We start from the raw sequence: 22262 nt of genomic DNA, 5'->3' as shown, positions 1-22262 counted from the left end.
GCTCGTCAGATGCCACCTCATCCTCATCGACCGCCGGAGCTGGCCTGGCAGGTCTTCCGGGGCTCGGAAGCGATCCGGCGCGGGCTGCTGTCCCGGCACCATCTGCGGGGCGCGTCCTGGATCCGGCTCCGGCAGGACGTCTACGCCGACGCGCGACTCGACCGCGACCACGCACTGGCCTGCCGCGCCGCGTTGCTGCGCATGCCGGCCGGCGCCTCGATCGCCGGCCCCTCGGCGGCCTACCTGCACGGGGTCGAGCACGCCGCCGGATTCACCGACGACGTGCACGTCCTGCTGCCGGCCACGGTCCGGGCCGACTCGCAGCCGGGTGTCCGGGTGCACCACGCCCCGATGTCGAGCACGCGCAGCGGCCTCCTGGTCCCCGTCGGCGCCGCCCCGCGAACGGTCTCAGCCGCAGGAACCGCCCCACACGCGGGCACGGCATCGAAACCGTACGCGCCGCCGTCACTCGGCGCGGCGGTGATCCTGGCCGGGCCGCCGCCGCGTACCGATCCGGTCGCCTGTGCCTGGGAGACCGCGGTCTGGGCCGATCCGGTGAAGGCGGTCGGCATCATCGACGGGCTGCTGCGTGCCGGTTCGGTGAGCCGCTCGGCGTTGGCGGGCGAGGCGGCCCGGAACGCCGCTCGTCCCGGTGGGCGGCGGGCGACGTGGGTGTTCGGCCTGACCGACGGGCTGGCCCAGTCACCGCCCGAGTCCCACCTGCGGGTACGCCTCGTCTTCGCCGGCCTGCCGCGCCCGGTGGCCCAGCATCCGGTGCGCGTGTCGCCCGGCCTGATCCTGCACCCCGACCTGGCCTGGCCGGAGTTCCGGGTCGCCGTCGAGCACGACGGTCAGGGGCACGCCGACGCGGACCGGACGCACTTCGACCGGCGGCGGCTCGACCAGCTCGTCGAGGCCGGCTGGCTGGTCCTGCACGTGACCGGCCGCCGCCTGCACAAGGAGTTCCCCGCCCTGGTCCGGGAGATCCGCGCCGCCCTGGTGGCCCGGGGATGGCGGCCGTGACACGGGCCGGAACGCCGAGGTGGCGGTGTCCGGGCACTCCGGACACCGCCACCTCGGGGAAACTGTCGTTACGGTCGGACGTTCGGCTTGACCGGGGTCTTCACCGCGGCGTAGGCGTCGACGATGCCGTAGCCGTAGAAGCCGTTGAAGTTCAGCGAGCCCGCGCAGTACGCGTCGAACTCGGCGTCCCGGCCCTCGTTGGTGTAGGACTGCAGCCGCGGCTCCGGGCAGGCGTGCTCGGCCGCCGTCCGGTAGAGGTGCTGCTCGACCAGGTTCGGCGCCATGCCGTAGCCGTTGCGGCCCTCCTTCTTGCCGTGCTTGCTGACGATCAGCGCCGCCACACCCGAGACGTGCGGGGACGCCATCGAGGTGCCCTGGAGGTAGGTGTAGTAGCCACACTCACCCTTGGCGGTGCACTGCTTGAACACCGACTCCTCGAAGCCGGCGACGATGTTTCCGTTCTCGTCGACCGACCCCTCCTCCTGGAGCACCTTCTTCGGGTACGTGGAGAGGATCATGTTGGCGTCCGTGCGGTAGGTGTCGGTGCCGAAGCCGTCCCGGAACCAGCCACCCGGCGCCGCCACCGAGATCTGCTCGGTGCCGTAGTTCGAGTAGTCGGCCTTCTTGCCGGACGGGCCGACCGCCGACACGCCGATCACGTGCGGGCCCTCGACCGGCAGGTCCCAGCAGCTCGCGTTGTCGATCGGGCGCGGGTACGGGTCGGCGCCGTAGTCCGGGCTGCTCACGTCGGTACGCGGCGCGCCCAGGTCCTCGTGGTTGTTGCCGAGCGAGCCGACGAGCGTGACGCCGTTGCGGTGCGCGAAGTTCAGCGCCCGCTTCATCGCCTCGATCACGGTGCGCTGCTCGGCCTGGGCCTCCGGCGAGTCGGCCGGGTTGGCGGTGCAGTTGTAGAGCCACGGGTCGACGTAGAAGGACATGTTCACCACGTCCAGCCCGGAGCGGCCCGCGTGCACCAGGGCGTTCACCACCGGGTTGAGGAAGAAGTAGCCGCTGTCCTGGCCACCCTTCAGCTCCACCAGGGAGACGTTCGGGGCCACGCCGGACAGGCCGAAGCCGTTCGCGGCGGCGCCGATGGTGCCGGCCACGTGCGTGCCGTGCCCGCCGTCGTCGGTGCCGACCGGGTCGAGGCAGCTCGCCACCTCGCACGGGCCGTCCACCTCGGGGATGTCCGGGGCGAAGTTGCGCGACAGCGCCCAGTTGAAGTTCGGTGCCAGGTCGGGCTGGCTGGCGTCGACGCCGGTGTCCAGGACGCCGACGGTCACCCGACGGTCGCCCGGCTCGATCTTGCGGGCCTTGTCGGCCCGGATCATGTCCAGGCCCCAGAGCTTGTCGTCGAGCGGGTCCATCTTCTTGCTCTTGCCCTTGGCGACCTTGCCCTTGGTCGCCGCGGCGGCCAGCAGGTGCTCCTGCTCGACCCGGTCCAGCTTCGGCTTGCGGCCGATCGCCTTCTCCTCGGCGGCGCCGACCAGGGCACCGGCCGCGTTGGCCCGGCTGGCGAAGTCCGCCCGGTCGCTTCTGACCTGGAAGAGGCCGACGTCGTCGGTGCGGGCGACGACCTTGCCACCGGCGGCGGTGATCGCGGCGATCGCGGCGTCGGTGGAGACGCCGCTCTCGGCCAGCACGGTGAAGGTCCGGGTGTCCGACGGCGCGGCGCTCGCCGGGATGCCCAGGCCGGTCACCGTGAGTGCCAGCGAGGCCGCAGCCGCGACCGCGCCGACGGTGAAGCGCTTGCTCACCACATTCAGATCCTCTCGTTGAGGGACGTGGTGTCATCCCACCTCACGGGAGCGCGTTCCGCCAGATCGACGTCCGTTATCGGCCGCAACTAGGCATTCGCGCTCGTCAAGGTGTTGAGCACGGTAGACAGTCCGGCAAGTGTGGACACCTCGGCGTCGGGTTCGAGGCCCCGAGGCCGGGGAAGCCCGGCCCGGTTGAGCCAGACCGCACGCAGTCCGGCCCGCTGGGCGGCGACCACGTCGTGCTCCGGCGAGTCACCGACGTGGACGATGCGCGCGGCGGGCAGTCCGGCTGCCGCCACCACCGCCGCGAAGAACTCCGGCGACGGCTTCTTGAGCAAGCCGCCCTCGTGCGCGTACACCTCGAAGGCGAACTGCCCGGCGAGGCCGCAGCGTTCGGCGCGGCTGTTGCCGTTCGTGGCGAAGCCCAGCACGTGATGCGGGCGCAGCGCCGCCAGCGCGGGCAGCACGTCGGGGAAGGGCCGGCTCAGCGCGTACCGGCGGGCGAAGAACAACTCCGCGAACTCGTCCAGGTCCGCCTCCAGCCGGGCCCGGGCCAGCGAGCGGGCCAGGGCGGCCCGCCGGATCTCCTGCACCGGGGCGGCGCTGAGCGCGCCGAACACCGCACCCCAGTCCCCCTCCAGGTCCGCGAGCGACACTGCGGCCGCCGCCGGGGTCCGCCGCCGCATCTCCTCGAGTACGGCGACGAGCGCGCCGGTGACCGCCGGGCGCAGGTCGACGAGAGTCTCGTCGGCGTCGAAGACGACGGCGCTGCGCGGCCCGCTCATCGTTCGCCGGTCAGCGCGGGCTCGGCCGGTGCGGTCACCGACGGTGTGCCGCGCAGTTCGTCCGCCCGGACCAGGGCGACGCCGCCGAGGATGAGCACGCCGCCGGCCAGCTGGATCAGGCCGGGCAGCTCGTCGAGCACCAGCCAGGCGATCAGCACCGCGAACATCACCTCGGTCAGCCCCACGAAGGACGACAGCCGGGCCCCGAGCAGCCGGGTGCTGGCGACACCGGCCAGGTACGCGACCACCGCGGCGATGAGCGACAGCCCGGCGACCGGAACCAGCCAGCTCACCCGGTGCCCGCCGAAGGTGACGTCGGCGGTGCCGGCGGCGAGCGGCAGCGCGCCGATGCCGCCGAGCAGGAGCAACGCCAGAGCGCCGACCGCCATGCCGCCGGTGGCCATCACCACCGAGGGCAGACCCGAGTCGATCCGGCCGGCGATGACGAAGTATCCGGCCAGCCCGACGCCCGCGCCGAGCCCCCAGAGCACACCCACCGGGTCGAGTCGCTCGGCGCCGGTGAGGTCGAGGACGAGCACCAGTCCACACAGGGCGGTGACCGAGCCGGCCACCGTCAGCAGCCGGGGACGCTGCCCGTAGGCCAGCCACATCCATCCGACCACGAGCACGATGCCGAGGTATTCCAGCAGGAGCGCCATACCGACCGGGAGGTAGCGGACCGCGTTGAAGAAGCACGCCTGCGCCGTGGCCACGCCGAGCACCCCGAACAGCACCACGCTGAGCGCGTTGCGGCGCAGCACCGCCCACCTGCCGCGCAGCGCCAGCACGGCGGGGACGGCGAGCACCAGCGCGGCGATGCCGACCCGGGCGATCACCACAGCGACCGCCGACCACTCCCCGGTGATCAGTGGGCGGGCGAAGGTGCCCGAGGTGGCGAAGGTGATCGCGGAGAGCAGCGCCAGGCCGAGCCCGACGCCGGACCGTTCACGCATCGGCTTCTCCTGGTCATGAGTGAAGGGAGACTATGCTGATGACGCTAGGCGCAGCCTCCGACAGGAGTCAAGTTGCTTTTCGCCCATGACACCGAATGCGCGCTGGTCAGCGCAGCCGCACTGGTGAACACCGCCGGCGACGACCGGGAAGGGCTGCCCGACGTAGCAGCCCTGGACGCCTTCTTCACCACCCACGAATGGAGCGGCCGGCACGAGCACACCGACGCCGAACTGCGCCAGGTCCGCGCGCTGCGGCCCCGGCTGCGCCGCATCTGGTACGCCGACACCGACGAGGTGGTGGCGATCGTCAACGCACTGCTGCGCGAGTCGCAGGCGCTGCCGCAACTCGTCCGGCACGACGACGAGCCGTACCACCTGCACGCCGTGCCGCGGGACGCGCCGCTGCCAACCCGGATGGCCGTCGAGGCCGCGATGGCGATGGCCGACCTGGTCCGGATGGGCGAGCTGAGCCGGCTGCGGCACTGCGACCACCCCGACTGCGACAACGTGCTCGTCGACCTGTCCCGGAACCGGTCCCGCCGGTTCTGCGACGCCGGCTGCGGCAACCGGGCCGCGGTGAGCGCCTACCGGGCCCGCAGGGCCGCCGCGTCCCACTCCTGACGCGTCGCGGGCCACTCGTCGCGGCGCAGCTCGTACTCCACCTCGCCGTGCTCCGTACCCGGGATCGGGTCGTCGAAGGTCAGGTGGAAGGTGCGGACGTAGCGCAACCCGGCGCGGGCCATCACCGCGCGGGAGCGGTCGTTGATCGTCATCGTCTCGGCCCACACCCGGCGCACGCCCACCGTGTCGAAGGCGTGCCGCACCAACGCCCGCGCACCCTCGCTGGCCAGCCCGTGCCCCCACGCCGCACGGCGCAGCCGGTAGCCCAGCTCCGCCTCGGCGCCGTCCTCGGACGGGTCGAGCGCGAACCAGCCGAGGAACTCGCCGGTGAAGCGGTCCAGCGCCGCCCATCGGCCGAGCCCGGGATGCCGGTCGTACCCGGCGAGCACCCGGGGCAGCACCTCGTCCCGGAACGTCCCGGCCGGGGTCGACACGCCGCCCGTGAGGAAACGCATGACCTCCGGGTCGGCGTCCAGCGCCACCAGCCGGTCCACGTCGTCCATCGTGAACCGGCGCAGCGTCAGCCGCGCGGTCTCCAGCAACACTCCGCCGTCGTCACGCACCGTCGGATCATGCCGCGCCCACGGTGACGGGTCGAGGCAATTACCGGCGCCGTCCTCAGGGGTGGGTCATCCGGAGCAGGTCCAGCGCCTCGTCCAGCTGGGTCTCGGTGAGCCTGCCCGAGTCGACGTGCCCTCGGGAGATCACCACCTCGCGGATGGACACCTGCTTGGCCAGCGCCTCCTTGGCGATCGAGGCGGCCTCGTCGTACCCGAGATGGCGGTTGAGCGGGGTGACGATCGACGGCGAGCCCTCCGCGTACGCCAGGCAGACCTCGGCGTCCGCGACCAGGCCGGCCACCAGCCGCTCGGCGAACAGCCGGCTGGACGCGGCGATCAGCTTGGTCGACTCCAGCAGGTTGCGGCCCATCACCGGGAGCATCACGTTCAGCTCGAAGTCGCCCTGCGAACCCGCGAACGCCACCGCCGCGTCGTTGCCGACCACCTGGGCGCAGACCTGCCGCATCGCCTCGGCGACCACCGGGTTCACCTTGCCCGGCATGATCGACGATCCCGGCTGGAGATCCGGGATGCGCAGTTCGCGCAGCCCGGCGCGCGGGCCCGAACCCATCCAGCGTACGTCGTTTGCGATCTTGTAGAGGCCGACCGCGATGGTACGGAGCTGGCCGGACATCTCCACCAGCGCGTCCCGGGCGCCCTGCGCCTCGAAGTGGTTGCGCGCCTCGGTCAACGGCAGCCCGGTCGACTCCCGCAGCTTGCCGATCACCCGGTCGGCGAAGCCCAGCGGTGTGTTGATGCCGGTGCCGACGGCGGTGCCGCCCAGCGGCAGCTCGGCCAGCCGGGGCAGCGCCGACTCCAGCCGCTCGACGCCGTAGCGCACCTGCGCGGCGTAACCGCCGAACTCCTGGCCGAGCGTTACCGGCGTGGCGTCCATCAGGTGGGTACGCCCGGCCTTGACCACGGTCTCGAACTCGGCCGCCTTCTCCTCCAGCGCGCCCGCGAGCTGCTTCAGCGACGGGATCAGATCCTCCACCACGAACTGGGTGGCGGCCAGGTGGATCGACGTGGGGAACACGTCGTTGCTGGACTGCGACGCGTTCACGTGGTCGTTCGGGTGTACGTCGCGGCCCAGCTCGCGGCTCGCCAGCGTCGCGATCACCTCGTTCGTGTTCATGTTGGACGAGGTGCCGGACCCGGTCTGGAACACGTCCACCGGGAACTGGTCGTCGTAGCCGCCCTCGGCCACGTGCGCGGCGGCGGTGGCGATCGCCTGCGCCACGTCCGCGTCGATCACGCCCAGCTCACCGTTCACCAAGGCCGCCGCGCCCTTGATCTGGGCCAGTGCCTTGATCTGTGCCGGTTCCAGCCCGCGCCCGGAAATCGGGAAGTTCTGCACCGCGCGCTGGGTCTGCGCTCGCCACAGCGCGTCGGCGGGCACCTCCACCTCGCCCATCGAGTCGCGTTCGATCCGGTAGCCGGTCGCCTCTGGAGTCGTCACGCCTACCATCCTGCCGCGCCTCCCGGCGGTGTGCAGGGAAAGTGGCGCGGCCCTCAGCCCAGCTCCGCCAGCAGCTCCTCGGTCTCCCGCCCGTCCGGCGACTCGACCTGACGGAACAGCGCCAGCGCGCGCCCGGCGTACCGGCGGGCCTGGTCGGCGTCGGTGTGCCGCAGGCAGCGGGCCATGCCGTCCAGCGCGCGGGCCTGCTCGTAGCGGGCGCTGAGCCGGGTGGCGTCGCTGAGCACCCGACGGTGCAGGTCGAGCGCGCTGGCGACGTCACCCTGGTCGAGGATCGCCCGGGCCAACAGGTTCCGGGACGTGCACTGCCCGACCAGATCCCCTGCGTCGGTCATGGCGACGAGCCCTTCCCAGTGCAGCCCGGCGGCCGACTCCGGCCGGCCCTCCTCGCGCTCCATCATGCCCAGCTCGTTGAGCAGCTCGCCCTCGCCGTAGCGGTTGCCCACCCGGCGCTTGAGTCCCAGGCCGGCACACAGGAGCCGGCGCGCGGGGCCGCGCTCCCCACGCCGGCGCCGCGCCATACCGAGGTGGCCGATCGCATTGCCGAGCTGCCGCAGGTCGCCGAGTTGCCGGGCCAGGGCCATCTGGTTGCGGCATATCCGCGCGGCCTCGTCGTAGCAGCCGATCCCGACCAGGGTGAACGACAGGTTGTTGAGCCAGTTGATCAGCGCGGTCGGGTCCACCAGCCGGCGGGTGAGCAACGCCAACGATTCGAACACCTCGATGGCCAGCCGAGGATGCCCGTCGACTCCGTACGCCGTGCCGAGGTTGCCGAGCGCCCTGCCCAACTCGTCCAGACGGCCGAGCCGCCGGTAGATGCCGACCGCCACCTCCATCCGCCGGACGGCTTCGGCGAACCGCCCCCGGCGGTAGTCCGCCGAAGCCAGATAGTTGAGCATCGTCGCCACGGCCTCGTCGTCACCCAGACGCTCGGCGGCACGCAGACCGATCTGGTGTGTCTCCACCAGATCGTCGAGATGACCGCCGTAGAAGTTCATAGCCCAGCCGACCCGGGCGAGCTGCCAGCACTGCCGGAGGAAACCCTCGTTCTCGGCCAACCGGACGAGGGCCGTCATGGTCGGCCTGTTCTCCTCCAGCCACTGACGACCGAGGCCGGTGGCGGCCGCCACCAGGTCGGGCCGCGCCGGCTCCGGCAGGGGGTGGAGGGCGACCGGCTCCAGCGACTTCACGAGGATCACGGCGACGTGCAGGTGAAAATTGAGCAGCCGGGCCGTCGCCGCCCTTCGCTCCTCGGGCGACTCGCGTTGCGCGCCGAGCATCCGCGCGTACTCCCGGATCAGGTCGTGCAGCCGGTAGCGGCCCGGTTCCGTCTCCTCGACGAGGTGCGCGTCGACCAGCTCGTCGAGCGCGTCCTGGGCCTCCGGCAGCGGCAGCTCCGCGAGCACTGCCGGCACCCGGTTGTCGGCGTGGGCGCCCGGGTGCAGCCCGAGCAGCCGGAAGACCCGCTGCGCGCCCGGCGACACCTGCTCGTACGACAGCGCGAAGGCGCGGGCCACCGAGCGTTCCCCGGCCACCAGCTCGGCCAGCGGATCGGACGCGCCGGCCAGCCGCTGCGCCAGGTCGGCCACCCGCCAGCGCGGCCGGTGCGCGAGCCGGGCCCCGGCCAGCCGCAGGGCAAGCGGCAGATGACCGCAGCGCCGGGCCACCTCCGCCGCCGCCTCGGGCTCGGCGGTGACCCGCTCCACGCCGGCCACCCGGGCCAGCAGCTCGACCGCCTCGTCGCTGTCGAGCACCGGCAGTGAGGACGGCCGGCCCGAGTCCAGGCCGACCAGCCGGCGGCGGCTGGTGATCAGCACCAGGCAGTCCGGGCCGTTCGGCACCAGCGGCGCCACCTGGCCGGCGTCGGCCGCGTTGTCGAGCACCACCACCGCCCGCCGGCCGGCCAGCTCCGAACGCCACATCGCCAGCCGGTCCGCCAGGTCGATCGGCACCCGCTCGGGGGGTACGCCGAGCTGCCGGAGCAGGGTCGCCGCCGCGGCGGCGGTGCTCAGCGGGCTGCGTTCGCTGTGCCCGTACAGGTCGACGAAGAGTTGCGCGTCGGGGAACCGGCCGGCCACCGCGGTCGCCACCTGAACGGCGAGCGTGCTCTTGCCGCTTCCCGCCATGCCGTCGATGAGCTGGACCCGGCTGCCCTCCTCGATCTCCCGCACCAGCCGGGTCACGGTCTGCTGGCGACCGGTGAAGTCGCTGATCGTGCGCGGCAGCGCCCGTACCGGTGCGGTCGCCCGGCTCTCCGACCCGCCCAGCGCCAGGTCGCCGGCGAGGATCCGCTGGTGCAGCTCCTGCAACGCCGCACCGGGTTCGATGCCCAGCTCCTCGGCGTAGATCCGCCGCCCCTCCCGGTAGACGGCCAGCGCGTCCGCGTGGCGGCCGACCGCCGAGAGCGCCAGCATCGACTGCCCGCGTAGTCGTTCCCGCAGCGGGTTGCGCTCGACCGCCTCGGTCAGTTCGTCGATCAGATCGGCCGCCATGCGCAGCCGCAGCTCGATGTCGACGCAGTCCTCCAGCACGCCGAGCCGCTGCTCGTCCAGCGCCCGGGCCCGTTGCCGCACACTGCGGGCGGGGATGCCGGCCAGCGCCGGGCCACGCCACAGCGCCAGAGCGGCCCGGTAGTGCTGGCGTGCCTCGGTCAGCCGGCCGGCGGCGGCGTCCCGGCGGGCCGTCTCCACACTGCTCGCGAACACCTCGGCGTCGAGTTCACCCGCCTCGACCCGAATGGTGTAGCCGGCCGGGTCGGTGACGATGGTCCCGGCGGGCAACCCGAGCCGCACGAACCGCTGCCGCAGCCGCGACACGCAGCTCTGGAGCTGGGTACGCGCGGTGGCCGGTGGGCGCTCCTCCCAGACGGCGTCGACCAGATCCTCGACCGGCACCACCCGTCCGGGGCGCAACAACAACACGGCGAGCACGGTCCGATCCCGTCCCGCGGTGACTGTGGCTTCACCGCCACCGACCCGCAGGGGCCCCAGGATTCCGAACCGCATCCGCGCTCCCGCCTGTCATGAGCAACATTCAGCAGAGTAGCCCGACGATCACGGGGTGCTCGGAGCAGGCGATAGCGATTCGATAGCGGTTCGGCAGCGGCCTGACACAGACTGTCGCGGGTTGTCGGTTACGGCATCCGACGGGGGCGGTGTGCCTGTCCGGTCACGCGGCCGGGCAGGCGCACCGATGTCGATGCACGACGAACGCGCCGAGGGGCGCCCGGGTCGTTCCGGGCGCCCCTCGCGTACGTCTGAACTCAGCGCCGGCCGACGGTGAGCACCGGCTTGGTCACCTCGGCGAAGAAGTCGTTTCCCTTGTCGTCGACGACGATGAAGGCGGGGAAGTCCTCCACCTCGATCTTCCAGACCGCCTCCATGCCCAGCTCGGCGTATTCGAGCACCTCGACGTGCTTGATGCAGTCCTGCGCCAGGCGGGCGGCCGGACCGCCGATCGAGCCGAGGTAGAAGCCGCGGTGGGCCTGGCAGGAGCGGGTGACCTGGGCGGACCGGTTGCCCTTGGCCAGCATCACCATCGAGCCGCCGACCGCCTGGAACTTCTCCACGTACGCGTCCATCCGGCCCGCCGTGGTGGGACCGAACGAGCCGGAGGCGTAGCCCTCGGGGGTCTTCGCCGGACCGGCGTAGTAGACCGCGTGATCGCGCAGGTATTGCGGCATCGGCTCGCCCGCGTCCAGCCGCTCGGCGATCTTCGCGTGCGCGATGTCCCGGGCCACGACGAGCGGGCCGGTCAGGGACAGCCGGGTCTTCACCGGGTACTTCGACAGCTCGGCCCGGATCTCGTCCATCGGCCGGTTCAGGTCGACGCGGACGACCTCCTCGGTGTCCAGCGTCTCGTCGGTGACGTCGGGCAGGAAGCGCGCCGGGTCGGTCTCCAGCCGCTCCAGCCAGACGCCCGACGGGGTGATCTTCGCCACCGCCTGCCGGTCGGCCGAGCAGGACACCGCGATCGCGACCGGGCAGGAGGCACCGTGCCGGGGCAGCCGGACCACCCGTACGTCGTGGCAGAAGTAGCGCCCGCCGAACTGCGCGCCGATGCCGAAGTTGCGGGTCAGCTCCAGCACCTCGGCCTCCAGCTCCAGGTCACGGAAGCCGTGCGCGCTCATCGAGCCCTGGGTGGGCAGCGCGTCGAGGTACTTCGCGGAGGCGTACTTCGCGGTCTTCAGCGCGTACTCCGCGGAGGTGCCGCCGATGACGATGGCCAGGTGGTAGGGCGGGCAGGCCGCGGTGCCGATGAGCCGCAGCTTCTCCTCCAGGAACTGCATCATCCGCGTCGGGTTCAGCAGCGCCTTGGTCTCCTGGTAGAGGTAGGACTTGTTGGCCGAGCCACCGCCCTTGGCCATGAAGAGGAACTTGTACGCGTCGGGGTGGCCGTCCGGGTCCTCGGCGTACAGCTCCACCTGGGCGGGCAGGTTGCTGCCGGTGTTCCGCTCGTCCCACATGGTCAGCGGGGCGAGCTGCGAGTAACGCAGGTTGAGCCGGGTGTACGCCTGGTAGACGCCGCGCGAGATCGCCTCCGCGTCGGCGCCGTCGGTGAGCACGTGCCGGCCGCGCTTGCCCATCACGATCGCGGTGCCGGTGTCCTGGCACATCGGCAGCACACCACCGGCCGCGATGTTGGCGTTGCGCAGCAGGTCGAGCGCGACGAAGCGGTCGTTCGGCGAGGCCGCCGGATCGTCGATGATCGACCGGAGCTGGGCCAGGTGCGCCGGGCGCAGGAAGTGGGCGATGTCGTGCATCGCCTCCGCCGTCAGCGCGGTCAGCGCGCCCGGATCCACGGTCAGGAACCGGCGGCCTCCCGGGCCGTTGACGACGTCCACGCCCTCGTCGGTGACCAGGCGGTATTCGGTCTCGTCGGGGCCGGTCGGCAGCAGGGGTGCGAACGAGAAGGCGGCGGCACTGCTCATGACCGAAAAGCCTAGGGCAGAGGCGTCGATCGGTGGCACCCGCAGGTGGGTGGTGGGACGACGCTCTCACAGGCAGTCACCCGCCGTCGACGCAGAGTTCCCGTTTCGGCCCGCAACTGCCCTGGTCGGTCGGCGGTCGCCAGCTGCCACCCGGGTCCGGCGCGACAGGTGTGCCGTCCTGCTCCCGCCCCGGCACCGCGGCGGTACCGGCGCCCCAGCGGACGTACCCGATCTCCCGCCCCTCGCCGATGATCATGCCGTTCGGGCCGACCGCCAGCGCGTTCGCCGAGGTGCGCAGCTCGACCAGCACCCGCCCCCCGCGCGGCTCGACGGCGATCAGCCGGGACGGCTTCTCCTCGGTGATCACCCCCGCGTACGGGGTGAGCGCCGCGCCGCTCTTGCCGCCCGCCGGCCGGGTCCAGCGGGTCCGGTCGGCCGACAGCTCCCGGCCCAGCAGCGAGCCCTTGTCGGCGCTGCGCACCACGGTGTAGCGGTCGTCCACGGCGAGCAGCTTCTCGCCGTCCGCGCCGACCTGGAGCAGCCGGCCGTCGTACCCGTCGAGCACCGCCTCACGTCCGTCCGGGGCGACAGCGATAAGGACGTTGCGCCCGCCCTGCGGGTCCTCCCGTTGCACGCAGCCGGCGTAGTCGGCGGTCCGCAGGTTGAGCCCGGTACGCCGCCACACCTGCTGACCGGTGGCCGGGTCCACCGCGGTCACGGCGTAGTAGCAGCCCCCGTCACGGGAGGTGGCGGCGATCCGGAGCAGCCGACCGCCGACCACGGCGAGCCGCTCCTCCCGGCCGGGCTGGACGTTCTGCAGCACCCGGCCGGTGGCGGTGTCCACCACGTGCACCCGCCCGTCGACGGGGAAGCCGAGCAGCGGCGGGACGGACTCCGGACCGGCCACCCCGCCGTCGATCCGGTTGGCGCCCAGTCGCCGGGTGCCCAGCAGTTCCGGGTTGTCGGCGAGCACGCCGCTGTGCACGCCGGGCAGGAACGCGCTCCACAGCGGGGCGGTGCCACGCGGCTCCCAGGCGCGCAGCGTGCAGTCGGTGGGCTGCACGCAGTACGCGTCCAGCAGCAGGTTCCGGTACGTCCAGACGGCGATCGCGCGGTCGTCGCGGCGGCGGGTCACGCCGCTGACCGGGTCGAGCACCTCGTACCCCTTGTCGAGCAGCTTGCCCACGGCGACGACCGGGTCCCGGCCGCCGCCGGCCACCGCCGACCAGTCGGCCTTGCGCTCCCACAGCCGGCTGCCGTCGGCGAGGTTGCGCGCCTCGATGCGGGTGCGCTGCTCCACGATCACGGTGTCGCCGGCGATGGTGACGCTGCGCGGCGTGCCGCCGACGCGTTGCTGCCAGGCCACGTCCGGCTCGGAGATCGGCTTGCTGCGGTCGACCCAGTCCCACAGCGCCGGGAACGGGTTCCAGACGCCTGTCGCGGCGAGTACGACCACGGTGACGAGCCCGAGCAGCAACCAGCCGCGTACGCCTAGGCCCTTCACACCGCACACGGTAGCGACGATCAGGCTCCCCGGGGCCCCGCGCGGGGTGTGTCGCAGCGCTTCTTGCCGGGCAGGTGTTGACGCGGGGCCCTTCTTACCCGCGGGCGGCGGAGCGGACGAGCGGCAACGTGCGGTACGGGATCTGCTCGGCCAGCGCGATGATCGTGGACGCGCGCCGGATGCCCTCCGAGGCGACGATCTGGTCGATGACCCGCTGGAGGTCGGCGTTGGACCGGGCGACGATCCGGCAGAGCAGGTCGCTGGAGCCGGTGATGGTGTGCGCCTCCAGCACCTCGGGGATCGCGGCCAGGTGCGCGGTGACCTGGTCGTGGCCGTGCCGCTGGCTGATCTCGAGGGTGACGAAGCTGGTCACCCCGAAGCCGATGGCGGCGGGCGTGATGTCCGGCCCGAACCCGGTCACCACGCCCCGGCCGACGAGCTTGTCGAGCCGGGCCTGGACCGTGCCCCGGGCCACGCCGAGCCGCCGGGAGCACTCCAGCACCCCGATCCGGGGCTCCTCCGTCAACAGTTCGATCAAGCGAGCGTCCAGCTCATCGAGCTGTACATCCTGACCAGTGTTCATGGTGCCCGACCGTACCGAATGCACAACCTGACCAGGAATAATGCCAACTGTTGCCCAACTCACTGTGGCCCGTAGATCCTCGCCGGAAGAGCACATCCACGGCGGCCCACGAGGCCGGCCGGTACGCGAGGGAGGCCACCATGACCCAGGCGATCGACCGACCCCAGTCGACCGAGGAGGTCGACGTCGACACTCTCGTCGGCGCGGTCGACCACGACATCACCCGCGACCCCTTCCCGGTCAAGGGCATGGACCACGTCCACTTCCTGGTGGGCAACGCCAAGCAGGCCGCGCACTACTACTCCACCGCGTTCGGCATGACCTGCGTGGCGTACCGGGGTCCGGAGCAGGGCTACCGGGACCACGCGCAGTACGTGCTCACCAGCGGTTCGGCCCGCTTCGTGCTGACCGGGGCGGTCCGCCCGGACGCCGACGGCGCCGACCACGTTGCCAAGCACAGCGACGGCGTCTCCGACATCGCGCTGGAGGTGCCGGACGTGGACGCCGCGTACGCGCACGCACTGGCGCAGGGCGCGACCGGCCTGGTCGAGCCGCACGACGTCAGCGACGAGCACGGCACCGTCCGGATGGCGTCCATCGCCGCGTACGGCGACACCCGGCACAGCCTGGTCGACAGGTCCCGCTACACCGGCCCGTTCCTGCCCGGGTTCGTGGCCCGCGGTCCGATCGTGGACCGGCAGCCGATGATCGACGCCGGCCTCCAGCCGAAGCGGTTCTTCCAGGCGGTCGACCACGTGGTCGGCAACGTGGAGCTGGGCCGGATGGACGAGTGGGTCGAGTTCTACAAGCGCGTCATGGGCTTCTCGAACATGGCCGAGTTCATCGGCGACGACATCGCCACCGACTACTCGGCGCTGATGAGCAAGGTGGTCGCCAACGGCACCCGCAAGGTGAAGTTCCCGCTCAACGAGCCGGCGGTGGCTCGCAAGAAGTCGCAGATCGACGAGTACCTGGAGTTCTACCAGGGCCCCGGCGCCCAGCACATCGCGGTGGCCACCAACGACATCCTGGCCAGCGTGGACGCCATGCGCGCGGCGGGTGTCGAGTTCCTGGACACGCCGGACTCGTACTACGAGGACCCTGAGCTGCGCGCCCGCATCGGCAACGTCCGGGTGCCGATCGAGGAGCTGCAGTCCCGCAAGATCCTGGTGGACCGGGACGAGGACGGCTACCTGCTCCAGATCTTCACCAAGCCGGTGCAGGACCGCCCAACCGTCTTCTTCGAGCTGATCGAGCGGCACGGCTCGCTCGGTTTCGGCAAGGGCAACTTCAAGGCCCTGTTCGAGGCGATCGAGCGCGAGCAGGAGAAGCGCGGCAACCTGTAACACTGTCCGCGTGACCCAGCCTCCTCCGTACCCGACGCCGCCGCCCGCCGGACATCCATCTGCGGGCGGCGGCTTCGCGCCGCCCGGCGGACCGGCGGTGCCCGCACAACACGTTCCTCCGGGGTACACCGGCCCGCCCGGTTACCCGCCCCCCGGGTACGCCCCGGCGCCCCTCCCGCCCCCGGTGGCTCCGAACGGACAGCCGCTGGCGAGCTTCGGCGACCGGCTGCTGGCCTACCTGATCGACACCGCCGTCGCGATGGCGGTGACGCTGGTGTTGTTCCTGCCGGTCTTCCTCCTGCTCGTCTTCTGGATGGTCGACCAGGTCGAGCAGGCCGGCCCGAACGGCCCGGACCCGCTCGACATCTGGACGAGCCTGTTCCTGCCGCTGCTCGCCGCCGAGTTCGGGGTCCTGCTTCTGCTGCTCGCCTTCTACTGGGTCTACCACGTCGAGTACGCCCGCCGGACCGGGCAGACGCTCGGCAAGAAGGTGATGAAACTGCGGATCGTGCCGATGCAGCCGGACGCCCCACTGACCCGGGGCATGCTCGGCAAGCGCTGGCTCGTCGAGTTCGCCGGCGGGGTGTTCGTGCCGTTCCTCAGCTACCTCGACGGTTTGTGGCAACTCTGGGACAAGCCCTGGCAGCAGTGCCTACACGACAAGTTCGCCGGCACGGTCGTCGTTAAGGTTGGCCCGTGAGCGCGAGGAGTGAGCCGGGTCTGCGAGCCCCGCAGTCGCGAACTGAGGGGGCATCGTGAGCGCGAGGAGTGAGCCGGGTCTGCGAGCCCCGCAGTCGCGAACAAGGACGGCATCGTGAGCGCGAGGAGTGAGCCGGGTCTGCGAGCCCCGCAGTCGCGAACAAGGACGGCATCGTGAGCGCGAGGAGTGAGCCGGGTCTGCGAGCCCCGCAGTCGCGAACAAGGACGGCATCGTGAGTTTGGAACCTGGCTGGTACGTCGACCCCGCCGATACGGAGACCCGAAGGTGGTGGGACGGCGAGGGCTGGATCGGCGCGCCGATTCCGGTCGACGTCACCCCGCCCGAGGGTCCGCCGCCCGCGGAACCAGAGCCCACGCCGGTCGCCGCGACGCCCGCCGCCGACCGCCCGGCCCCCGGGCCCGGTGACCGGCCCGAGGCGACCCCGGCGTCCGGCACGCCCGGCGGACCGGGCGGACCGAGCCCGTGGCCCGGCCAGCCGGGACAGGCCGGACCCCCGGGACAGGCCGGTCCGTGGCCGGGACAGCCGGGACAGCCGAACCCGTGGCCGGGACAGCCGGGTCAGGCCGGGCAGCCGGGGCCCGGGCAGCCGGGACAGGCCGGGCCGGGCATGCAGGGGCCGCCGCCGGGCTGGCCGTACCCGCACTGGCCCGGTGCGCAGCCGATCCCGCGCCCGCACGGGCTGCCGCTCGCCTCGTACGGCGCACGGCTGGTCGCGCGCCTGATCGACCTGGGCATCGTGTTCCTGCTCAACGCCGTGGTCAACGGCTGGTTCGTCTGGCGCTACGTCGAGGCCGTCTCCCCGTACCTGCGCGAGTCGGTGCGCCGGGCGCTGAACGGTGACACCTCCACCGACGGGCTGCCCCAGATCGACGACCAGGCCGGCGGCCTCCAGATCGCCATCCTGGTGATCGCCACCGCGCTCTGGTACGCGTACGAGGTGCCGTCGATGGCGGCGCGCGGTCAGACCTTCGGCAAGCGGCTGATGGGCGTACGCGCGCTACCGGTCGAGGCGGACCAGCCGCTCGGCTTCGGCCGGGCCACCCGGCGCTGGAGCACCCTCGGCCTGCCGACGCTGCTCTGGTACTGCTGCGGGCTGGGCCTGCTGCTCCAGCTCATCGACGCGCTCTCGCCCCTGTTCGACCATCCGCTGCGCCAGGCCCTGCACGACAAGCGGGCGCAGACGGTGGTGGTCCAGCTCCCTCGAAAGCGTGACCCCCGTACCACCCCGCCCGAGAGCGCCGACACCCCGGGAGACACCCCATGACCGACACCGGACGCCAGCAGCCCGCGCTGCGGCTCACCCGCGCCGACCTGGACGCGCTGCCCAACTACGTGCCCGGCCGCAGCCCGGCCGACCTGGCCCGCGAGCTGGGCCTGGCCGAGGCGATCAAGCTCGCCAGCAACGAGGTGCCGTACGGCCCGCTGCCGGGCGTGGTGGAGGCGGTGGCCGAGGCGGTGGCCGGTTCGCACCGCTACCCGGACATGGGCGTGGTGGCGCTGCGCCAGGCGCTCGCCGAGCGGTACGGCGTGGACGCCGACCGGATCGCCACCGGCTGCGGGTCGGTGGCGCTGGCCGAGCACCTGGTGCGCGCCACCTGCCTGCCCGGTGACGAGCTGCTCTACTCGTGGCGCTCCTTCGAGGCGTACCCGATCATCGCGGCGACCAGCGGCGCGACCAGCGTGCGGGTGCCGAACGACGCCGGCCACGGGCACGACCTGGACGCGATGGCGGCGGCGGTGACCGACCGGACCCGGACGGTCCTGGTCTGCAACCCGAACAACCCCACCGGTACGGCGGTGCGCCGGGCCGAGCTGGACCGCTTCCTCGACGCGATGCCGGACGACGTGCTCGTGGTGATCGACGAGGCGTACCGGGAGTTCGTCACCGACCCGGAGGTGCCGGACGGCCTGACCTACCTGGACCGGCCGAACGTGGCGGTGCTGCGCACGCTGTCCAAGGCGTGGGGCCTGGCCGGTCTGCGGATCGGCTGGCTGGTCGCGGCGCCGGAGGTGGCCGCCGCGGTGCGCAAGGTGGTCACCCCGTTCTCCACCAGCATGGCCGCTCAGGCCGGCGCGCTGGCCGCGCTGGCCCAGGCCGACGAGATGGAGCGACGCTGCGCCCTGGTGGTGGCCGAGCGGGATCGGGTCACCGAGGCGCTGCGCAAGTTCGTGCCGGACGTGCCGGACAGCCAGGCCAACTTCGTGTGGCTGCCGCTGGGCGAGCGGGCGGTGGAGTTCGGCCGGGCGTGCGAGGCGCGCGGCGTGATCGTCCGGCCGTTCCCCGGTGACGGCGTCCGGGTCACCATCGGCACCCCGGTCGAGAACGACGCGTTCCTGGCCGCCGCGGAGGCCGCGCTGGCCTGACCGGGCGCGCCCGGCGCCGGTCCGTCAACCCCCTACGGACCGGCGCCGGGCGTCTTCGTCCGAAGACCGACCAGACAAGAGAACCCTAGGGCCTTTTGTCCGTTTTGTTATGCTTGACGCGCCGGGTCAGGTCACCGCGAGCAGCACCGGCTCGGCCATCAGGAAGTACCCCTGGTCGTCGTCCTCAGCGGTGGCGCTCTCCCGCAGCCGCTCCACCGCGACGTAGCCGTCCACCGCGTACGCCCGGCCCGGCCGCCAGCCGATCCCGTCCCGTCCCAGGTCCAGCACGAAACTCGACCGGGTCGTACCGGTGAGCGGGTCGACGGTGACCAGTTCCCGCCGGTCGGTCAGCAGGTGCACCCGTCCCGGCTCGGTGGCGAGCACCCGGGCCGGATGGATGTCCGCCCGGCGCCACAGCTCCTCGCCGGTACGCGCCGATCGCCCGACCACCACGCCACCGGACGTGTCCACCGCCCGCTCGCCGTCCAGCACCGTGTCCGGGTGGTCCAGGCCGGGCGCGACGGCCGGCTCGCCCGGGTCGGTCACCAGCCAGCCCCGGCTGCCCGCGCCGTCCGGCCCGGCGGTCCGCAGCCCTCGGCAACCGGAGTGCCCGTCGCGGCAACCCACCGGCGTGACGACCAGTTGCTCCGACGCGCCCGGCGGGCGCCAGCGGGTCCGCACCACACCTGTCGCCGCGTCCCGCAGCTCGACGGCGGCCGGTCCGTCGCAGCGGTCCACGCCCACCAGCTCGCCGCTGGCGGTCGTACCCACGTCGGACCGGCAGCCCCGGCTCACGTCGGCGTGCCAGAGCCGGCGGCCGTCGGCGAGGTCGTACCCGCCGATCCCGTCCGGACCGGCCGCGAGCAGCACGGTCCGCCCCTCGGCCGTGCGTGCCACGTGCAGTCCGGCCGGATCCCAGACCATGGCGGCGAAGGTGCGCCGCGGCTCCGGCACCGATCCCGGCCGCGGGCCGTCGGCCCGCCAGGCCACCCGGCCGGTACGCGCGTCGAGCGCCACCAGCCTCCCGTCGGACCAGCGACTGACGACGGTGGTCTGCTCGGCGAACACTCCGGCCAGCTTCGCCGGCCAGCGGCGGAAGGACCAGAACGGCGTGACCCGGTGCCGTCCGGTGACCGGCTGGTCCGCGTACACCTGACGGGTGCCGGCGTAGACGCGGAGCCGGCCGTCCACCACCAGTGGCGCCACCGGCAGCCGGGCGAGCGCCCCGGAGGTCGGCGCGGGCGCCTCCGGGTAGGGCTTGCGGGCTGGGGTGTCGACCTCGGCGGGTGCCAGCACCCGGACGACCACGGCGACCGACGCCGCGACGGCGAGCACCGCCACCAGCGCCACCACGGCCCGCCGCTTCGCGGCCTTCGCCATCCGTCACCTCCGCCCCGGCACCATACCGGCCGGGTACGGGCCGGGTACGAGGAGCGGCCGGGTCGGCTCAGACGGCCTCGGTGGATCGGGCCGGACCGGCGGCCAGTGCCAGGTCGGCCAGGTCACGCCGGAGCGCGGCCTCGACCGCGCGGGCGGCCAGGCCGCCGAGGATCAGGGCCAGCACACGGCCGTACGCCCGGGTCGGCACCGCCTCCTGCTCGACAATGACCTCCGTGCAGCCGCGCCGCCGCCGCTCGACCGTGCGCAGCGTCCAGGTGATCCGGTAGTCGGCGCCGGCGCCGCGTGACCCGAGCACCAGGCGTCCGGGCGCGACCGCCTCGATCACCTCGAACTCCTCCGGCTCGGTGCCGCCGTCCGGCCGGACGCGGGTCTCCCGCCACACGGTGCCCGGCCCGAACCCGCCGGCGCCCAGGACCTCGACCGCGTCCACCGCCGAGAGCCAGTCGGCGCGGGCCGGGAGGTCGGCGAGCAGCCGCCACAGGTCGGCGTCCTGCGCTTCGATGAATGCGGATACCGTCACCGTCGACATGGCACCTCCCGTGTCGTACACGGTACGGGGCGTGACGGGAAACGGGGAGCCTCGCGCTGACATTTCCGCCACCGGTGCCCCGGCGGGGGCACCGGTGGCGCGGGGAGCGGTCAGCCGCCGAACGCGCCGCCCCGCAACGCGGTGACGAACGCGGCCCAGCCCGGCGGGCTCACCGCGAGCGCCGGACCGTCCGGGTCCTTCGAGTCGCGTACGCCCACCACGCCGTGCGCGGCGACCACGTTCGTCGCCACCTCGACGCAGAGGCCCTGATCGTTCGAGCGGCTGCTGGTGCGCCAGACGGCACCGGTCAACTCGGTCATGCTCGGTCCTTCCTGTTCGGCTTCCCGGGGTACGCCCCGACCCGGCACCGCCGGCGGCTCCCGGCTCGACCGGGAGCCGCCGGCCGGGCGTACGTGATCCGGACCGATCAACGGCGAAGGAAACGGCCCCGGTCGCACATCTGGTGCGACCGGGGCCGTGGCAGGCCGGATGTCAGCGGGCCGGGAGGATCGTCCCGGTGACCTCGCCCAACGCGACAGTGGTGCCGTCCGGGCCGGGCGCGGTGGCGGTGATCGTCACCGTGTCGCCGTCCTCCAGGAACGTCCGCTCGCGGCCGTCGGCGAACTTGACCGGCTCGGACCCGCCCCAGGTCAGCTCCAGGAACGACCCGACCTGGCCGCGCTCCGGACCGGAGACGGTGCCGGAGGCGTAGAGGTCGCCGGTACGCAGCGACGCGCCGTTGACGGTGAGGTGCGCGAGCTGCTGGGCCGGGGTCCAGTACATCCCGGCGAACGGCGGCTCGGCGACCCGCTCGCCGTTCCACTCGACCGAGAGCGTCAGGTCCAGCCCGAGGCGCGGGGTGTCGCGCAGGTAGTCCTGCACCGGCGGGTCCTGGTCCGGCGCCGGCACGAACGCGTCGGCAAGCGCCTCCAGCGGCGTCACCCAGGCCGACACGGAGGTGGCGAACGACTTGCCGAGGAACGGTCCGAGCGGCTGGTACTCCCACGCCTGGATGTCCCGGGCCGACCAGTCGTTGACGAGCACCACGCCGAAGACGTGGTCGGCGAAGTCGGCCACCGGCACCCGCTCGCCGAGCCGGCTCGGAACGCCCACCACGAAGCCCACCTCGGCCTCGATGTCCAGGCGTACCGAGGCGCCGGTGGTCGGGCCCTGTGCGCTGGCGCGCTGGCCGGTCGGGCGGGTCACCGGGGTGCCGGAGACGACCACGGTGCCGGCCCGGCCGTGGTAGCCGATCGGCACGTGCTTCCAGTTCGGCAGCAACGGCGGCTGGCCGGGCCGGAAGATCTGCCCGACGTTCGAGGCGTGGTGCTCGGAGGAGTAGAAGTCGACGTAGTCGGCCACCTCGAACGGCAGCGCCATCTCGACCTCGCGCAGTGGCACCAGCAACGGCTCGACCGCCGCCCGGTGCTCCGGTTCGGTGAGCAGCTCGATGATCCGCTGCCGGACCGCCGTCCACTGCGGGCGGCCGAGAGCCATGAAGGCGTTGAGCGTCGGCCGGCCCAGCGCGCCGCCGGCCAGCACCAGACCGGCCGCCTCCGCGCCGGCCAGGTCCAGCGCGACGTCGCCGATCCGGACGCCGACGCGCGGCTCGCCCTCGCCGTGCCGGAACACGCCGTACGGCAGGTTCGTCACCCCGTACGCCGAGCCCGCCACCCCTGGAACCCAGCTCATGCCGGCACTCCGC

General features: G+C 72.9%; 19 protein-coding genes. 6 read left to right on the top strand and 13 right to left on the bottom strand.

The genetic code is table 11. The annotated features are described in order from the left end of the window. Nucleotides 1-9: 9 nt before the first annotated feature. Nucleotides 10-1023 carry a hypothetical protein gene (locus tag ACFYON_RS11390; RefSeq protein WP_355093922.1) on the top strand — a complete coding sequence of 338 codons (1014 nt, stop codon included), beginning with the start codon at nt 10-12 and terminating at the stop codon, nt 1021-1023. A gap of 68 nt (nt 1024-1091) precedes the next feature. Here ACFYON_RS11390 and ACFYON_RS11385 read toward each other — a convergent pair whose 3' ends face one another. The 3 genes from ACFYON_RS11385 to ACFYON_RS11375 form a co-directional block, all read right to left on the bottom strand. Continuing rightward, a complete protein-coding gene (locus ACFYON_RS11385; RefSeq protein WP_355093920.1) occupies nt 1092-2780 on the bottom strand; it encodes a S8 family serine peptidase in 1689 nt (562 codons plus the stop codon). Between the two features lie 89 nt (nt 2781-2869). Beyond that, nucleotides 2870-3568, bottom strand: coding sequence for an HAD family hydrolase (locus ACFYON_RS11380; RefSeq protein WP_355093918.1), 699 nt, complete (start codon nt 3566-3568; stop codon nt 2870-2872). Further along, entirely contained in the window at nt 3565-4521 is a 957-nt protein-coding gene (locus tag ACFYON_RS11375; protein ID WP_355093916.1) for a DMT family transporter, read from the bottom strand. Before ACFYON_RS11375 ends, ACFYON_RS11380 begins: the two co-directional genes overlap by 4 nt. 72 nt (nt 4522-4593) lie before the next feature. Between ACFYON_RS11375 and ACFYON_RS11370 the strand changes: the two genes are divergently transcribed. Further along, nucleotides 4594-5142, top strand: a complete 549-nt coding sequence (locus ACFYON_RS11370; RefSeq protein WP_354868780.1) for a CGNR zinc finger domain-containing protein — start codon at nt 4594-4596, stop codon at nt 5140-5142. Here ACFYON_RS11370 and ACFYON_RS11365 read toward each other — a convergent pair. From ACFYON_RS11365 to ACFYON_RS11340, 6 genes are all read right to left on the bottom strand, one after another. Next, nucleotides 5106-5705 (bottom strand): GNAT family N-acetyltransferase, encoded by a 600-nt coding sequence (locus ACFYON_RS11365; protein WP_355093914.1) that lies wholly within the window; start codon nt 5703-5705, stop codon nt 5106-5108. The genes ACFYON_RS11370 and ACFYON_RS11365 overlap by 37 nt on opposite strands. A 55-nt stretch (nt 5706-5760) precedes the next feature. Continuing rightward, complete coding sequence (locus ACFYON_RS11360) at nt 5761-7170, bottom strand: class II fumarate hydratase (protein WP_355093912.1); 1410 nt, start codon at nt 7168-7170, stop codon at nt 5761-5763. A 44-nt stretch (nt 7171-7214) separates the two neighbouring features. Further along, nucleotides 7215-10184: a BTAD domain-containing putative transcriptional regulator gene (locus ACFYON_RS11355; RefSeq protein WP_387189715.1), complete on the bottom strand. Its 2970-nt coding sequence runs from the start codon at nt 10182-10184 to the stop codon at nt 7215-7217. Between the two features lie 257 nt (nt 10185-10441). Then, nucleotides 10442-12109 (bottom strand): fumarate hydratase, encoded by a 1668-nt coding sequence (locus ACFYON_RS11350; protein ID WP_357708617.1) that lies wholly within the window; start codon nt 12107-12109, stop codon nt 10442-10444. 76 nt (nt 12110-12185) lie between these two features. Next, complete coding sequence (locus tag ACFYON_RS11345; protein WP_357708614.1) at nt 12186-13622, bottom strand: PQQ-binding-like beta-propeller repeat protein; 1437 nt, start codon at nt 13620-13622, stop codon at nt 12186-12188. A gap of 85 nt (nt 13623-13707) precedes the next feature. Further along, complete coding sequence (locus ACFYON_RS11340) at nt 13708-14196, bottom strand: Lrp/AsnC family transcriptional regulator (protein WP_354868794.1); 489 nt, start codon at nt 14194-14196, stop codon at nt 13708-13710. 140 nt (nt 14197-14336) lie between these two features. On the opposite strand from ACFYON_RS11340, the gene hppD reads away from it, so the two are divergent. From hppD to hisC, 4 genes are all read left to right on the top strand, one after another. After that, nucleotides 14337-15542: a 4-hydroxyphenylpyruvate dioxygenase gene (gene hppD / locus ACFYON_RS11335; RefSeq protein ID WP_354868797.1), complete on the top strand. Its 1206-nt coding sequence runs from the start codon at nt 14337-14339 to the stop codon at nt 15540-15542. 184 nt (nt 15543-15726) lie between these two features. Next, nucleotides 15727-16242: an RDD family protein gene (locus ACFYON_RS11330; RefSeq protein WP_355093765.1), complete on the top strand. Its 516-nt coding sequence runs from the start codon at nt 15727-15729 to the stop codon at nt 16240-16242. 232 nt (nt 16243-16474) lie between these two features. Then, the gene (locus ACFYON_RS11325) at nt 16475-17527 is read left to right on the top strand and encodes an RDD family protein (RefSeq protein ID WP_355093767.1); all 1053 of its coding nucleotides are present in this window, start codon (nt 16475-16477) and stop codon (nt 17525-17527) included. Then, the gene (gene hisC, locus ACFYON_RS11320) at nt 17524-18627 is read left to right on the top strand and encodes a histidinol-phosphate transaminase (RefSeq protein WP_355015086.1); all 1104 of its coding nucleotides are present in this window, start codon (nt 17524-17526) and stop codon (nt 18625-18627) included. The genes ACFYON_RS11325 and hisC overlap by 4 nt, the downstream gene beginning before the upstream one ends. 126 nt (nt 18628-18753) lie before the next feature. Here the strand turns inward: hisC and ACFYON_RS11315 are convergent, their stop codons facing one another. The 4 genes from ACFYON_RS11315 to fahA form a co-directional block, all read right to left on the bottom strand. Next, nucleotides 18754-20007 (bottom strand): PQQ-binding-like beta-propeller repeat protein, encoded by a 1254-nt coding sequence (locus ACFYON_RS11315; RefSeq protein ID WP_354868808.1) that lies wholly within the window; start codon nt 20005-20007, stop codon nt 18754-18756. 67 nt (nt 20008-20074) lie between these two features. After that, nucleotides 20075-20557 (bottom strand): SRPBCC family protein, encoded by a 483-nt coding sequence (locus tag ACFYON_RS11310; RefSeq protein ID WP_355015087.1) that lies wholly within the window; start codon nt 20555-20557, stop codon nt 20075-20077. A gap of 110 nt (nt 20558-20667) precedes the next feature. Next, nucleotides 20668-20877 (bottom strand): DUF397 domain-containing protein, encoded by a 210-nt coding sequence (locus tag ACFYON_RS11305; protein WP_128137238.1) that lies wholly within the window; start codon nt 20875-20877, stop codon nt 20668-20670. A gap of 172 nt (nt 20878-21049) precedes the next feature. Beyond that, nucleotides 21050-22249 (bottom strand): fumarylacetoacetase, encoded by a 1200-nt coding sequence (gene fahA, locus ACFYON_RS11300; protein ID WP_354869171.1) that lies wholly within the window; start codon nt 22247-22249, stop codon nt 21050-21052. Between the last annotated feature and the right edge of the window lie 13 nt (nt 22250-22262).

It is taken from the genome of Micromonospora sp. NPDC005686 (assembly GCF_042871665.1).
Classification (GTDB): Bacteria; Actinomycetota; Actinomycetes; order Mycobacteriales; family Micromonosporaceae; genus Micromonospora.
The sequence above is the reverse complement of the archived record's forward strand: the minus strand, read 5'-3'. Positions and strand labels throughout refer to the sequence as shown.

Excerpts from the sequence above, each read along its gene's own strand:
- ACFYON_RS11390 (WP_355093922.1), top strand. The coding sequence starts at position 10 with ATGCCACCTCATCCTCATCGACCGCCGGAGCTGGCCTGGCAGGTCTTC.
- ACFYON_RS11380 (WP_355093918.1), bottom strand. The coding sequence starts at position 3,568 with ATGAGCGGGCCGCGCAGCGCCGTCGTCTTCGACGCCGACGAGACTCTC.
- ACFYON_RS11375 (WP_355093916.1), bottom strand. The coding sequence starts at position 4,521 with ATGCGTGAACGGTCCGGCGTCGGGCTCGGCCTGGCGCTGCTCTCCGCG.
- ACFYON_RS11360 (WP_355093912.1), bottom strand. The coding sequence starts at position 7,170 with ATGGTAGGCGTGACGACTCCAGAGGCGACCGGCTACCGGATCGAACGC.
- ACFYON_RS11355 (WP_387189715.1), bottom strand. The coding sequence starts at position 10,184 with ATGCGGTTCGGAATCCTGGGGCCCCTGCGGGTCGGTGGCGGTGAAGCC.
- ACFYON_RS11350 (WP_357708617.1), bottom strand. The coding sequence starts at position 12,109 with ATGAGCAGTGCCGCCGCCTTCTCGTTCGCACCCCTGCTGCCGACCGGC.
- ACFYON_RS11340 (WP_354868794.1), bottom strand. The coding sequence starts at position 14,196 with ATGAACACTGGTCAGGATGTACAGCTCGATGAGCTGGACGCTCGCTTG.
- hppD (WP_354868797.1), top strand. The coding sequence starts at position 14,337 with ATGACCCAGGCGATCGACCGACCCCAGTCGACCGAGGAGGTCGACGTC.
- hisC (WP_355015086.1), top strand. The coding sequence starts at position 17,524 with ATGACCGACACCGGACGCCAGCAGCCCGCGCTGCGGCTCACCCGCGCC.
- ACFYON_RS11315 (WP_354868808.1), bottom strand. The coding sequence starts at position 20,007 with ATGGCGAAGGCCGCGAAGCGGCGGGCCGTGGTGGCGCTGGTGGCGGTG.
- ACFYON_RS11310 (WP_355015087.1), bottom strand. The coding sequence starts at position 20,557 with ATGTCGACGGTGACGGTATCCGCATTCATCGAAGCGCAGGACGCCGAC.
- ACFYON_RS11305 (WP_128137238.1), bottom strand. The coding sequence starts at position 20,877 with ATGACCGAGTTGACCGGTGCCGTCTGGCGCACCAGCAGCCGCTCGAAC.
- fahA (WP_354869171.1), bottom strand. The coding sequence starts at position 22,249 with ATGAGCTGGGTTCCAGGGGTGGCGGGCTCGGCGTACGGGGTGACGAAC.